This window comes from Saccharothrix australiensis (genome assembly GCF_003634935.1).
Lineage (GTDB): Bacteria > Actinomycetota > Actinomycetes > Mycobacteriales > Pseudonocardiaceae > Actinosynnema > Actinosynnema australiense.
Window position 1 is genome coordinate 6,688,561 of sequence record NZ_RBXO01000001.1, and the last position, 13,598, is coordinate 6,702,158.

Annotated in this window: 12 protein-coding genes; 7 read left to right on the top strand and 5 right to left on the bottom strand. The window is 75.2% G+C overall.

Annotated elements, in window-relative coordinates; genetic code table 11:
• Positions 1 to 121: 121 nt before the first annotated feature.
• From yaaA to C8E97_RS28345, 7 genes are all read left to right on the top strand, one after another.
• Positions 122 to 856, top strand: coding sequence for a peroxide stress protein YaaA (gene yaaA / locus C8E97_RS28315; RefSeq protein ID WP_121008446.1), 735 nt, complete (start codon positions 122 to 124; stop codon positions 854 to 856).
• A 374-nt stretch (positions 857 to 1,230) separates the two neighbouring features.
• Complete coding sequence (locus C8E97_RS28320; RefSeq protein WP_121008447.1) at positions 1,231 to 1,578, top strand: hypothetical protein; 348 nt, start codon at positions 1,231 to 1,233, stop codon at positions 1,576 to 1,578.
• Positions 1,551 to 2,510 carry a GlxA family transcriptional regulator gene (locus C8E97_RS28325; protein ID WP_121008448.1) on the top strand — a complete coding sequence of 320 codons (960 nt, stop codon included), beginning with the start codon at positions 1,551 to 1,553 and terminating at the stop codon, positions 2,508 to 2,510. Before C8E97_RS28320 ends, C8E97_RS28325 begins: the two co-directional genes overlap by 28 nt.
• 51 nt (positions 2,511 to 2,561) lie before the next feature.
• Positions 2,562 to 3,080, top strand: a complete 519-nt coding sequence (locus C8E97_RS28330; RefSeq protein ID WP_121008449.1) for a hypothetical protein — start codon at positions 2,562 to 2,564, stop codon at positions 3,078 to 3,080.
• Between the two features lie 457 nt (positions 3,081 to 3,537).
• Positions 3,538 to 4,449, top strand: a complete 912-nt coding sequence (locus C8E97_RS28335) for a serine protein kinase RIO (protein ID WP_121012600.1) — start codon at positions 3,538 to 3,540, stop codon at positions 4,447 to 4,449.
• A 483-nt stretch (positions 4,450 to 4,932) separates the two neighbouring features.
• Positions 4,933 to 6,393, top strand: a complete 1,461-nt coding sequence (locus C8E97_RS28340) for a DEAD/DEAH box helicase (RefSeq protein WP_246019237.1) — start codon at positions 4,933 to 4,935, stop codon at positions 6,391 to 6,393.
• 401 nt (positions 6,394 to 6,794) lie between these two features.
• Positions 6,795 to 7,832: a hypothetical protein gene (locus tag C8E97_RS28345; RefSeq protein ID WP_121012603.1), complete on the top strand. Its 1,038-nt coding sequence runs from the start codon at positions 6,795 to 6,797 to the stop codon at positions 7,830 to 7,832.
• Here C8E97_RS28345 and cobA read toward each other — a convergent pair.
• From cobA to C8E97_RS28370, 5 genes are all read right to left on the bottom strand, one after another.
• A complete protein-coding gene (cobA, locus tag C8E97_RS28350; RefSeq protein WP_121008451.1) occupies positions 7,777 to 8,994 on the bottom strand; it encodes a uroporphyrinogen-III C-methyltransferase in 1,218 nt (405 codons plus the stop codon). The two genes, C8E97_RS28345 and cobA, sit on opposite strands and share 56 nt — an antisense overlap.
• Before the next feature lie 248 nt (positions 8,995 to 9,242).
• A complete protein-coding gene (locus tag C8E97_RS28355; protein ID WP_121008452.1) occupies positions 9,243 to 10,031 on the bottom strand; it encodes a S1 family peptidase in 789 nt (262 codons plus the stop codon).
• 368 nt (positions 10,032 to 10,399) lie between these two features.
• Positions 10,400 to 11,653 (bottom strand): cobalamin biosynthesis protein, encoded by a 1,254-nt coding sequence (locus C8E97_RS28360; protein WP_121012606.1) that lies wholly within the window; start codon positions 11,651 to 11,653, stop codon positions 10,400 to 10,402.
• Positions 11,654 to 11,669: 16 nt separating this feature from the next.
• A complete protein-coding gene (locus tag C8E97_RS28365) occupies positions 11,670 to 12,512 on the bottom strand; it encodes a bifunctional cobalt-precorrin-7 (C(5))-methyltransferase/cobalt-precorrin-6B (C(15))-methyltransferase (RefSeq protein WP_121008453.1) in 843 nt (280 codons plus the stop codon).
• A gap of 1 nt (position 12,513) precedes the next feature.
• Entirely contained in the window at positions 12,514 to 13,581 is a 1,068-nt protein-coding gene (locus C8E97_RS28370; RefSeq protein WP_121008454.1) for a cobalt-precorrin-4/precorrin-4 C(11)-methyltransferase, read from the bottom strand.
• Positions 13,582 to 13,598 lie beyond the last annotated feature (17 nt).

Below are 13,598 nucleotides of genomic sequence, written 5' to 3' on the forward strand. Positions count from 1 at the left end.
CTCGCCGACACCGGCGGCCCGTCCGCGCACCGCCGCGGAACCGGTCACCGCCGCTCGTGCGGTCGGCACCGCACGCACCGGCGGGCCGATGCCGCTGAACGGCGCATTAGGCTCCCCGGTCGTGCTGGTACTGCTCCCCCCGTCGGAGACCAAAGCGGTCGGTGGCGACGGCCCGCCGCTCGACCTCGGACGCCTCGCGTTCCCCGAGCCGCTCGACCCGGTGCGCGCCAAGCTGGTCGACGCGCTGGTCGACCTGGCCGCCGACGTGCCCGCGAGCCTCGCCGTCCTCGGCCTGTCCGAACGCCAGGAGCAGGAAGTCCACCGCAACGCCGAACTGCGCACGTCCCCCACGCTGCCCGCGCTCGACCGCTACACCGGCGTCCTCTACGACAACCTGGGCCTGAAGACGCTCACCAAGGCCGAGCGCTCACGAGCCGCGCACCGGCTCGCCGTCGCCTCGGCCCTGTTCGGCGTGGTCGGCGGCGGTGACCCGATCCCCGCCTACCGGCTGTCCGGCGGCAGCGTGCTCCCGTCGGTGGGTCCGCTGGGCGGCCTCTGGCGCCCGGTGCTCGGGCCGGTGCTGGCGGGTGTCGACCTCATCGACCTGCGGTCGGCCCCGTACTCGTCGCTGGCGAAGATCCCCCACGCCATCACGGTGCGCGTGGTCACCGAGGACGCCGCCGGCCGGCGTCAGGCGGTCAGCCACTTCAACAAGGCGCACAAGGGCCTGCTGGCCCGCGCGATCGTGGAGTCGCGCGCGGAGGTGAAGTCCGTGCGGTCCCTGGTCCGGATCGCCGCCGCGGCCGGGCTCCGGCTGGAGCCGACCGCGGACCGGGCGCTCGACTTGATCGTCTGACCGCTCGTCGCTCCGACGTCCGACCGCTCGGCACTCCGGGCGACCGCTCGGCACCCCGGACGACCGCTCGGCACCCCGGACGACCGCTCGGCGCCCCAGGCGACCGACATCCACCGGCTCGGCACTCCGGGCGACCGGCGGCCGACCGCTCGGCACTCCGGGCGGCCGACGACGGGCCGTCCGGCACTCCGACCCGGCGGTCCGACCGGGCACCCCGGCCGGGGTGGCCCGACCGAGCGGGCGGTCGGTGTCGAGGGGGCCACCACAACAGGTGGCATTCATCGGGAAGTTTCTCGAAAAGTACCTTCATGGTGAAGTTACTTTTCCATGAAGGTGAATCAGGCCGTTGTCGTGCCGGATGAGCACCGCACGAGGTGGACGTCCGGGCCGAGCCCGCCAGGGGATCGCGCGCCCTCGACCTGGAGACGGTGGTCCGGGACGTGAGTGGTCGCAGCGCGCAGGTCGGCGACCGTGCGGGCGACATCGCGGTCGTCGACATCGTGACTGCCCGTGAGCGGGGAGCCGAGTCGGGCGTGGCGGCGGTGGTTGCGTTCCAAGGCGTGGACGACGAGTCCCAGGACGACGAGTACGACCAACGATGCGAGCATGGCCGTAACTATGCGACCGACGAGATACTGCCACCACTGGCAGTCGTGTCGTTGTTCGTCAAAATCCTGCCAGTTAGGCTGCCGCCATGCTCACCTCAGTCGCCGTGCCGGTGATCGACGGCGTCACGCCGTTCGAGTTCGGCGTGCTCTTCGAGGTCTTCGCCGTCGACCGCTCCGACGAGGGCGTGCCGCGGCTCGACTTCAAGCTGTGCGGCGAACGCCCCGGTGAGCCGGTCCGCATGGGCCTCGGGGCGTTCCTCGTCCCGGACCACGACCTGGACGCGCTGCACACCGCCGACCTGGTCGCGGTGCCCGCCTACGCCACCCACGACGGGTACCCGCCCGCGCTGGTGGACGCCATCCGCCGGGCCCGCACGCTGCTGTCGGTGTGCAGCGGCTCGTTCCTGCTCGGCGTGGCGGGCCGGCTGGACGGCCGCCGCTGCACCACGCACTGGCGGTACGCCGACGAGCTGGCCGAGCGGTTCCCGGCGGCCCGCGTCGACCCGGACGTGTTGTTCGTGGACGACGGCGACGTCATCACCGGCGCGGGCACGGCGGCGGGCATCGACGCGTGCCTGCACGTCGTGCGGCGGGAGCTCGGCGCGGCCGTCGCGACCACCATCGCGCGGCGCATGGTCGTCGCGCCGCAGCGGGACGGCGGGCAGCGGCAGTTCATCCGGCCGACCAGCGTCCGGGCGGACAGCCTCCAGCCGACGCTCGCGTGGATGCTCGACCGACTGGACACCGAGCACACCGTCGCGAGCCTGGCCGAGCACGCGCGGATGTCCGAGCGGACCTTCGCCCGGCGGTTCGCGGCCGAGACGGGCACGACACCGCACCGCTGGCTGACCGCGCAACGCGTGCTGCGGGCGCGGCAGCTGCTGGAGGAGACGCGGCTGAGCGTGGAGGACGTCGCCCGGCTGTGCGGTTTCGGCACGGCCGCCCTGCTGCGGCACCACTTCAACGCCGTGGTCGGGCTGCCGCCCAAGGACTACCGCCGGTCGTTCGCGCACGACCACGCGGCCGTGGAGCCACCGGAAGCGTGACCGAGCGCAGTTGCCTGTCACGACTCGTGACGGTGCCGGCAGACTGAGCCAGTGAGCCCCGACACACCTCGCGCCGCCACGGGGGACGCGTCGGAAGACGACACGGTCACCCCCGCCACGTTGCGCGGCATCACCGAGGACCTGGCAGCGGACGAGCTGGACGCGCCGGAGACGCTGAAACGCGTCTGGGCCGGCCTGTGCGCGGCGCGGCTGCTCGGGTTCCGCCTGGCCGCGTCCGGCCTGGGCAGGCTCCGCACCAACGCGGAGTCCGTCGAGCACCAGTTGGCCCAGGACCTGCGCACGACGGCGACGTTCGCCCGTGCGCCGCTGGTCCTGCCCACGCCCGCCGAACCCGCGCCGCTGTGCCCGGACGAGGTGGAGGAGGCGCTGGCGGCGCTGGTCGCGTTCAGCACGACCGCGCGCCGGCGGATGCTGTCCTCCGCCCGGCTGGCCACGCAGTGGCACGACGAGCGGGTCCTGCGGCACGACTCGCTGGTGGTGGGCGAACTCGCGGCGGCCTGGCAGGGCCACCGCAGGAGCTACCGGGTGGACCGCCGTTCCCGCCGTTGACGTGCCGGGCTCCGGTTCGCCGTCCCGGCGGGTCGCCTCGACCCGTGGTCCCGGCGGGCCGCCTCGACGACCCGGCGGTCCGCGGTCGGGACCGCTGGTCCGCGCCGGCGGATAAATCGGTTGCGCGCGGCCGGGGTGTCGGGCAGCCTGTCCGCGACCGTGATCGAGCGCCGGTTCCACGGCGGAGACGAGGAGGTGTCCCACATGGCTACAGCTGTCCGGGACGTGGCACCCACCCGTCCTCCCGCCCCGACCGCCTAGCGCGCCGACCACACGCGCCGGTGGGGCGGCCTCCTCCTCTTCTCCTGGAGCCCACCCAGTGCGCGAGCACGATCGTTTCGCGGACTTCGACGACGAGTCCGGCGAGTTCGACACCTCTTCCGACCACCCGTCCGCCGACTACGACGACTTCGGCTACGCCGACTTCGGTTACGACGACTTCGACCACGCCGACGACCTGGGCTGGCGCGCCAAGCGGCGCTCCCGGCGCGGCGACGACGAGCCCGCCCCGAACCGCCGGGGCCGGCTCACCGAGGAGGCCCGCGACCGCCTCGCCCAGCTGCGGGAGGACGCGCAGGTCGCGGACGTCCCCGACGGCGCGGACCGCTGGTCCACCTGGGGCGACGCCGACCAGGGACCGGAGCCGCGGCCCGAGTGGCTCGTCACCGAGCTGTCCGCGGTGGACCGCGAGCTCGGCATCCTCAAGACCGGCAAGGAGGCGGACGTCTTCCTGCTGGAGCGCGGGCTGCCCGGCACGGACCGGTCGTGCCTGCTGGCGGCCAAGCGGTACCGCAGCAACGACCACCGGATGTTCCACCGCGACGCCGGCTACCTGGAGGGCCGCCGGATGAAGCGGTCGCGGGAGATGCGGGCGATCGAGAACCGCACGTCGTTCGGCCGCAACCTGATCGCCGAGCAGTGGGCGGTGGCGGAGTTCTCCGCGCTGGCGCGGCTGTGGCAGTTGGGCGCGCCGGTGCCCTACCCGGTGCAGCGGGCGGGGACGGAGTTGCTGCTGGAGTTCGTCGGCGTGGACGGTGCGGCGGCGCCCCGGTTGGCGCAGCTGCGGCCGGAGCCGGACGAGCTGCTGGACCTGTGGCGGCAGCTCGTGGACGCGCTGGGCGTGCTCGCCTCGGCGGGGATGGCGCACGGCGACCTGTCGGCGTTCAACCTGATGGTGCACGACGGCCGGCTGGTCGTGATCGACCTGCCGCAGGTGGTGGACGTGGTGGCGAACCCGCGTGGCGCGGAGTTCCTGGAGCGGGACGTGCGCAACGTCGCGGGCTGGTTCGCCTCGCGCGGCCTGCCGCCGGACGTGGGTGATCCGCGCGAGCTGACCGACCTGCTGCTGGATCACGCGGGGCTGCGCTGACCCGAGCGGTCGGGTGGCCGGTCTCGGCGGGTCGGGGCAGGGGACCGACCGCCGGGACCGGTCACGCCGGGGCGCGCTCGGGCCGGTCGCGTGGGTCCGCGCTGAGCACGGGCCTCACCAGGTCGGACGCGGTGGCGGCCGGCCTCCGCCGGTCGGTCGCCGGCCAGTGGTGGACGAGCGGTCCGAACAGCAGGTCGCGGGCGAGGTCCGGGTCGGCGCGGCGCACGCGCTCGCCCGCTTCGCCACCCGTGTGCGGGAGAACACCGCGGGAATTCGCAAGTGGGGCCGTTGATCGGCTAGACTGAGTGGTGCATCGCCCGGCGGCGCAACAACCGTTCGCGGCCCCAGACCCAGCAGGTCGGCGGTGCTCCCAACCACTATCGGCGCACGACAGCGCCGGGCCCGTCCTTGCGATTCGCGCCTGCGTCAAGGCAGAAGCAATCCCCGAGACGTGCCTTGTCCCGGAGGTTTGTTTTGCCATCCATGTCCCAAGGCCGTACCGAGCGCCCGCAGTTCCGCAAGCCGCGGACGAGGCGTCCAGGCCAGGGCAACAACCGCCGTGCCCAGCCGGTGCTGGAGACGACGGTGCCGGATCACGTCGAGAGCACCCTGCCCGAGGGCCCGCTGCCCTCCTTCGCCGAGCTCGGCCTGGCCGACGAGCTGGTGCGCGCCCTGGAGCAGGGCGGCATCACCGAGCCGTTCCCCATCCAGGCCGCGACCCTGCCCGACGCGCTGGCGGGCCGCGACCTGCTCGGCCGGGGCCAGACCGGTTCCGGCAAGACCCTCGCGTTCGGCCTCGCGCTGCTGTCCCGCCTCGCGGGCGGCCGCGCCAAGCCGCTGATGCCGCGCGCGCTGGTCCTGGTGCCGACGCGGGAGCTGGCCATGCAGGTCGAGGAGGCGTTGTCGCCGTTCGCGCGGGCCCTGGGCCTGTGGTGCCGGACGGTCGTCGGCGGCACCTCGTTCCCGCGCCAGATCGACGCGCTGCGCCGCGGCGTCGACCTGCTCATCGCCACGCCTGGCCGGTTGTCCGACCACGTGCGGCAGGGCACGGCCGACCTGTCCGAGGTGATGTTCACCGCGCTGGACGAGGCCGACCAGATGGCCGACATGGGCTTCATGCCGCAGGTCCGCGCGATCCTCGACCTGACCCCGCAGAACGGCCAGCGGCTGCTGTTCTCGGCGACGCTCGACGGCGACGTCGACAAGCTGGTCCGCCAGTACCTGCACGACCCGGTGGTCCACTCGGTCGCGCCGCCCACCGGCAGCGTGACGACGATGGAGCACCACCTGCTGTTCGTGTCCGCCGAGGACAAGCAGTCCGTGGTGACCGAGGTCGCCGCCCGCGAGGGCCGCACGATCATGTTCGTGCGCACCAAGCACCACGTGGACCGGCTGGCGAAGAAGCTGCGGTCGGTGGGCGTCCACGCGGGCGCGCTGCACGGCGGCAAGGCGCAGAGCGCCCGGACCCGCGTGCTCGGCCAGTTCCGCGAGGGCACCACGCCCGTGCTGATCGCGACCGACGTGGCGGCGCGCGGCATCCACGTGGACGACGTGAGCCTCGTCGTGCACGTCGACCCGCCCGCCGACCCGAAGGACTACCTGCACCGGGCGGGGCGCACCGCGCGGGCAGGCCAGTCCGGCACGGTCGTGACGCTGGTGACGCACGACCAGCGGCGCGCGGTGCAGGGCCTGACGGCGCGGGCGGGCATCCGGCCGGCGTCGACCAAGGTCCGCCCCGGCGACGAGGACCTGGTCCGCATCACGGGTGCGCGCGTGCCCAGCGGCGTCCCGGTGACCGAGCCCGAGGTCCCGGTCCGGGTCCGGCGCGGTGGCCCGCGCCGGACCGGCGGCGGTCACGGTGGCGGTCACGGCGGTGGTTTCCGCGGTGGGCGGTCGTCCGACCGGGAGCGCGGCGGCCGTCCGCGCCGGGTGTCGCAGCACTAGTCACAGCTCGCGGGCACGTCCCGCTGAGCGCGTCTTGTGGGCGCGTTCCGCGGGCGGGTCCCGTGGGCGCGTTCCGCGCGGAAGCCGGTTCCCGGTCGGTCGACCGGGGGCCGGCTTCGGCGTTTCGGGCGTCCGGGCGGGGTCGGGCCCGAGCAGGACCAGGGTCGAGCGGTGTCGGGGGCGCAGCGGATGTCGGGGCGCAGCGGGTGCCGGGTCCGGGCGGGGTCGGGTCGGGGCTGTGCCGAGATCGAGCGGTGGCGGGCCTGAGTGATGGCGGCCCCGCGCGGTGGTCGCGGTCGGGTCGGCAGCGCGGCCGCCCCTCCGGCCGGGGGTGAACCCCACCTCCGAACGACCGGCCGACCCCAGTGATCACGAGCGCCGGGACGGCCACGCTCTACCGCATGACGAAGACCTGGCACCGGCCGACCCTGTGGCTCACCGGCGCGATGGCCGTGCTGACCCTGGTCAGCCTCGGTGGGCTGCTGTTCGACGGGCGCGAGTTGCAGGGCGCGCCGCTGTGGCTCAAGCCGTTCAAGTTCGCGGTGTCGCTGATGATCTACTCGGCGACGCTGTCGTGGATGGTGTCCTTGCCGCACAAGGGGAAGCGGTGGACGTCCGGTCTCACGACGTTGATCGCGGCGATCATGTTCGCCGATGTCGGGCTGATCGCGCTGCAGGCGGCGCGCGGCACGTTCAGCCACTACAACACCAGTGGCGACATCTGGAACCAGACCGTGCAGCAGATGTTCAAGTACACCATCCCGTTGATGTTCCTGGCGAACGTCGTGCTGGCCGTGGTGCTGTCGGTGCAGCGGTTCGCCGGCGGGGAGCGCGGCGCGGTGGCGGGCGACCGCGGCGCGGCGGGTGGTCCGCGCGGTGCCCTGGCCGGTCTGCGGGACGCCGCGACCCGCGCGGACCGGCCGACCATGTGGGCGGTGCGCACGGGTCTGTACCTGGCGGTCGTCGGCATGGGCCTCGGCTACCTGATGACCGCCCAGCTCGACAAGCGGGTGGAGACGCTGGACGCGGCGGGGCGCGCGGTGAAGCTGCGCGGCGGGCACAGCGTCGGCGTGCCCGACGGCGGTGACGGCCTGCCCGTGACGGCGTGGAGCACCACGGGCGGCGACCTGCGCATCCCGCACTTCGTCGGGATGCACGGCCTCCAGGTGATGATCCTGCTCGCGCTGGGCCTGACCCTGGTGGCGCTGCACGAGCGCGCCCGGCTGCGGCTGGTGCTCACCGCCGCCGCCGGTTACGCCGGGCTGCTGGCGCTGCTGACCTGGCAGGCGCTGCGCGGCGAGCCGCTGGTCGAGCCGAGCCCGCCGACGCTGGCCGCGTTCGCCTGCCTGGTCGCCGCCGTCGCCGTCGGGGTCGGGTGGGCGCTCAGGGCCGGACGGGCAGTTCCGCCGCCAGTCCGGCGACCGGTCCCACGACGATGATCGCGGGCGGGCGGACGCCGTGCGCCACGACGTCCGCCGCCAGCGCGTCCAAAGTGGACCGGACGACCCGCTGCGCGCGGGTGCTGCCCTCCTGGATCACCGACACCGGGGTGTCGCCGGGCCGCCCGGCCAGCAGGGCGGCGGCGAACGCGTCCGCCCGCTCGACGCCCATCAGGATCACGACGGTGCCGCGCAGGCGGGCCAGCGCGGACCAGTCCACGAGGCTGCGGGGGTCGTCCGGCGCGACGTGGCCGGACACGACGACCACCTCGTGCGCGACGCCCCGGTGCGTCACGGGCACGTCGGCGAGCGCGGGCACGCCGAACGCGCTGGTGACACCGGGCACGACGGTGACCGGCACACCGGCTTCGGCGCAGGCGATCAGCTCCTCGAAGCCGCGCCCGAACACGTACGGGTCGCCGCCCTTGAGCCGCACCACGAACCGGCCCGCCTTGGCGTTGTCCACGAGGGTGGTGTTGATGAAGTCCTGGGTGGCGGCCCGCCCGTAGGGGATCTTGGCCGCGTCGACGACCTCGACGTGCGGCGGCAGTTCGTCCAGCAGCTCCTGCGGCGCGAGCCGGTCGGCCACCACCACGTCGGCGCGGGCCAGCAGCCGCCGCCCGCGCACGGTGATCAGGTCGGGGTCGCCGGGTCCGCCGCCGACCAGCGCCACACCGGCGGGCTGGTCGTGCTGGTCGCCGAGGGAGCCGTCGCGCAGCGCGGCGAGCAGCCCGTCGCGCACCGCCGCCGACCGCTTGTGCTGCCCGCCGGCGAGGACGCCGAGCAGGAGGCCGTCGTGCTCGCCCACGGCGGGCGTGACGGCCGTGCCGCGCACCGCCACGTCGGCGCGGACGCAGAACACGCGCCGGGCGGTCGCGTCGGCGGTGACGCGGGCGTTGACCTCGGGGTCGGACGTGCAGGCCAGCACGTACCAGGCGTCGTCGAGGTCGCCTTCGGCGTACCGGCGGGCGTGCCACACCGCGCCGCCCGCGTCGACGATCCCCTGGACCGCCGGTGTCACCTCGGGCGAGACGACCTCCACGAGGGCGCCGGAGGCCACCAGGCGCGGCAGCCGCCGCTGGGCGACCGTGCCGCCGCCCACGACGACGACCCGCCGGCCGGCCAGGTCGAGGCCCACAAGGTAGTGCTGTTCACCGTGCATGGGTAGAAGCATCCACATCAGACATGCCCTGTCCAACCGGGGTGCTTCACATCACCACCGGCTGCGGGGCGACGAAGTGGACGGAGACGCCGGGGGTGCCGGCGAGGTGGGCGGCGTGCGGTGGGCGGGAACGCCGGATCGCGGTGTCGGATCGGAACGCCGGGTTCCCGAAGGCGCCCGGCACCCGGTGGCGGACGACCGCGCCCCGCGCCCGGTTGGTCCGCCGGGCGCGGGGCGCGGTGCGCGGGTCAGGAGGCGATCTGCTGGGCCAGTTCGGCGTGGTAGGACGCGATCCGCGCGTACACGCCGGGGTAGCCGGCCGAGGCGCAGCCCTTGCCCCACGAGGTCGCGCCGATCAGCTTGCCGTTGACGACCATCGGGCCGCCGGAGTCGCCCTGGCAGGTGTCCGTGCCGCCCTGCGGGTAGCCGGCGCACACCATCGCCGTGCTGTTGTACTGCGGGTAGGACCGCTTGCAGCCGGTGTCGGCGATGACGGGCACGGTCGCCTTGAGCAGGTAGCGGGACGCGGAGCCGCCGGACGACGTGGCGCCCCAGCCGAGGACGGTGGCGTTGGTGCCCGCGGTGTAGAGGGCGGTGTCGGCCGGGGTGGCCAGCGGCAGGTAGGGCGAGGCGAGGTCGCGGTCCAGCGTCAGGACCGACACGTCGTAGCCGGCGGTCGCGGACCGGTAGCTCGGGTGGGTCCAGATGCGGGTGACGGAGGCGACGACGCCCGCGCTGCTCTGCTTGTCCTCGCGGCCCCAGACGACGCGGGTGGACGCCGGCGTCCGGCCGCGCGTGCAGTGGGCGGCGGTGACGACCTTGTCGGCCGACACCAAAGTGCCGCCGCAGAACTGGCCGCCGCTGGACGAGGCCAGGTAGACGGTCCACGGGTGGTCGGCGATCCGCGCGCGGGAACCGCCGACGACGAGCGGTGACACGTCGTCGGTCGCGGCGTTGGCGGGCGCGACGGTGAACAGCCCGACCGCGGCGACGGCCGCGGTCAGAGCGGTGATGAGGCGACGCAGGGTTTTCGCCATCGGTGCGCTCGTTCCTTCCGGGCAGTGACGGAGGCGGCGTCGTTCCAGCTAGGACCAAGACCCCCTGGTGCGACAAGCACTCGGGGGTCGTTGACCGTTGACGGACCTTCGGTCCCGAAGCCGGATCGGGCCGGTGGCACAACGAAGTGCGGCCCTGCGCCCGGCGCGGCGGCGGAACGTTGCGGGAATGCCTCGGGCCACGCAGGTGCGCCGCGCAGGCCGAGCGCGCAACCGGACCGCGCAGGCCGGACCGCGCGAGTCGAGCGCGCGAGCCGGGCCGGGCAAGTCCACCGCGCAAGCCGGACTGGCGCAAGACGAGCGCGCGAGCCGGGCCGCGCAAGTCGAGCGCGCGACACGAGCACGCCGGTTCAGGTGCCGGCGACTCCGTTGACCCGCACGAGTTCCGCCCGCACCGGACCGGTCACCGTCGGCCCCGCGTCGGGACCCACGTACGCCACCGCCGCGCCCGCTTCGGCCAGTTCCACCGCGCCGTCGGCCCGCACCGCGGTCCCCGGCCGCAGCAGGTGCCGCACCCGCTCCACGCACTCGTCGGGGCCGACCACGACCGACGCGCGGCGGAGTTCGGCCTCCGCGCGCGGTGTCCGCTCGTCGGCGGCGCCCGGGCCGAGGCCGACCAGCGCCAGGCGTCCGCGCGGCAGGACGCGGGCCGCCGCCACGGTCACCGTCGCGCCCTTGACCTTCTCCACGGCCATCTCGACCCGGCCGCCGCCGGACAGCTCCATCGCGCCGCGCAGCGCCGCCGCCTCGGCCACGCTGGGTATGCCGATCGCCAGCTCCGCCGGGTTGGGCACCGGGATGACGGCCAGCTCCTCGCCGGAGTAGGCCAGCAGCGGCGCGGTCGTGGAGTCGTGCCAGAAACCCCAGTCCTCCAGGGCGTCCGCGATGCCCTGCTCGGCGACCTTGCGGTCCAGCGTGGCGAACGCCCGGATCGCGCGCAGGTCCAGCCCGCGCACCTCCAGTTCCGCGAGCGCCGCCGACACCGCCGACGCGGACACCCCGGTGCCGGAGCCGACGCCGACGACGAGGGTCCGGGGCACGAGGCGCAGGAGGTGGTCCGGTCGCGGGCCGGCGGGCACGCGGTCGTCCAGCAGCACGGTCCAGCCGGTGCCGTGCCCGCCGGTCACGACGTTGTCCGGCAGCGCGGGCAGCGGGAAGCCCAACGGGTTGGCCAGGTGCACCGGTTCGCCGTCGCGGACGGCCGCGCCGCAGGCGGCCAGGTCGCCGTCGACGGTCAGGTCGAGCAGTTCGACCAGTTCGTCCAGGGGCGAGGCCACCGAGGCGGACGTGACGACCGCGGTGGTGTCGAGGAGTTCGCCGATGCGGCCGGCGAGCGCGCCGACGTCGCCGAGCAGGGCGACCGCGAAGCCGCTGTCCACGCACACGACGCCGGGGTCGGAGCGCTCGTCGCGCAGCAGCGGCGCGACGAGGCGGACGGCGGCGTCGGCGCCGAGGAAGAACACCGCCGCGCCCAGGCGCGGCCACAGGCGGCGCAGGGCCGGGCCGACGGGACCGTCCGGCACCACGGCGTCCGGTCCCAGGAATCCCGCGAGTTCGGCGGCGGCCCGCCGCCCGCGCTCGCCGGCGGCGAACAACCCGATCACGCCCACGCCCTCCGCTTCACGACTTCCTCGTGCCCCACAGCACCGTCACGGGGTCGACGGCCAGCAGCGTCCCGCCGGTCAGGCGCGCCGCCGACAGCTGGCTGCCCGCCACCTCGTACCCGGCGTCGAGCAGCGCGTCCCGCGCGGGCACGACGTCCTCCAGGTCGGTGGTGGCGACGACGACCCGGCCGGCGCCGGACCGCGCGCAGCGCCGCACCGCGTCCGCGCCGCCGCCGCCGACGAACACCGCGTCGGGGCGGGGCAGGTCGGTCGCGTCGCCGAGCGGCGACTCGACGACGCGCACGTCGACGCCGTGCGCGGAGGCATTGGCGATGATCCGCACGCACTGCACCGGGTCCTGTTCGACCGCGACGACCGCCGCGCCGAGCCGGGCGCACTCGACGCCGATCGCGCCGGGGCCCGCGCCGACGTCCCACACCAGCACGCCGGGTCGGGGCGCGAGGCGGGCGAGGGCCAGCGCGCGGACCTCGGCGGTGGCGACCATGCGGTCGCGGTGGGCGAAGTCGTCGTCGGGCAGCGCCCAGCCGCCCGCCGACGGCGCCCACGTGCCGTCGGCGACGCACAGCGCGAACCGGGGCGATGCCCAGCGCCGCACCACGGCGTCCGCCGGGTCCACTGTGGACAGACCGGTGTCGTCGGAGACCACGAGCGTCCGCCGCCACCCGGCGAGCCCGGCGGCGAGTTCGGCGGGGTCCGCGCCGGACACGGCGACGGCCGGGCGGGCGCGGCACACGTTCAGCGCGTGCCGCGCGCCCACCGCGGCGGCGTCGACCACGGTCACCGATCCCCACGACCGGCCGGCCTCGGCGAGGAACCCGTGCAGGGCGACGACGTCCACGTCAGGCGCGCTTGGTCTTCTTGGTCCGCGGCGTCGCGGGCTTCTTCGCGGTCGCGCGCGGCGTGGTGCTCGCCTGCACCGTCGCGGGCTTGCGCTTGGCCGCCGCCGCGACGGCCGGCTTCGGCTTGGGCTCGGCCGGCGCGTTCGCCGCGTCGTCGTCGGCGGTGGTGTCGGTGGCGTCCACCACCAGCGCCAGGCCCGGCGCGGGGTCCGCCTGCTCGGTCCGGGCGGGCGCGGCGCGGCGGGCGCGGGCGGACTCCTGCCAGTCGTGCACGGCCGACCACGCCGCGACCGACGCCGAGTCGCGGGACACGCGCGCCGCCCACCTCGACGGGCGGGCGCGCCGCACCGGCTCGTCGCCGGCCGCCGCGCGGCGGGCCGGGGTCTCCTTGAGCGCCTCGCCGACGAGGAACAGCGCGGTGCGGTAGAGCTTGTGCTCCTTCACGCACGCCTCCAGCCCGCCCAGGGTGGTCCGCGCGATCGTCTCGTCCGGCAGGGACACCTTGTAGGCGACGACGACGGGCGTGTCGTCGGGGTAGCCGCCGGCGCGCAGCCGCTCCACGATCCGGGCGGTCCGCGCGCCGGACGCGGAGATCGCCATCGTGGCGCCGTGCGCGGCGAACTCGGCCACGTGCTCGTCGCCGTCGGGCCCGGTCAGCACCAGCGACCGCGCCACCCCGGACGCGGTCAGCTCGCGGGCGACCGCCGCGCCCGCCGCCGACACCGCCGACACGCCGGGCACGACCTCGGTGTCCAGGCCCAGCTTCCGGCACGTGTCGTGCTGCTCGCGCAGGCCGCCCCACAGCGACGGGTCGCCCGCGTGCAGCCGCACCACCTTGAGCCTGCTCGCCGCCGCGCGCCGGTAGAGGTCGACGATTTCGGACTCGGGCACGCGGGAGAAGTCGACCAGCTCGGCGTCGGGGCGGGCGTGCTCGCGCACGCACGCGGCCTCCACGACGCTGGGCGCCCACACCACGACGTCGGCTTCCGCCAGGCGCCGCGCGCCCCGGAGGGTGATGAGATCGGCGGCACCGGGACCGGCGCCCACGAAGGAGACCCGACCAGTCATCACAACTGCTCCCCACG

Coding starts and splice junctions, on each gene's coding strand:
- C8E97_RS28325 (WP_121008448.1), top strand. CDS start 1,551: ATGCTCACCTCAGTCGCCGTGCCGGTGATCGACGGCGTCACGCCGTTC.
- C8E97_RS28340 (WP_246019237.1), top strand. CDS start 4,933: ATGTCCCAAGGCCGTACCGAGCGCCCGCAGTTCCGCAAGCCGCGGACG.
- C8E97_RS28345 (WP_121012603.1), top strand. CDS start 6,795: ATGACGAAGACCTGGCACCGGCCGACCCTGTGGCTCACCGGCGCGATG.
- cobA (WP_121008451.1), bottom strand. CDS start 8,994: ATGCACGGTGAACAGCACTACCTTGTGGGCCTCGACCTGGCCGGCCGG.
- C8E97_RS28355 (WP_121008452.1), bottom strand. CDS start 10,031: ATGGCGAAAACCCTGCGTCGCCTCATCACCGCTCTGACCGCGGCCGTC.
- C8E97_RS28370 (WP_121008454.1), bottom strand. CDS start 13,581: ATGACTGGTCGGGTCTCCTTCGTGGGCGCCGGTCCCGGTGCCGCCGAT.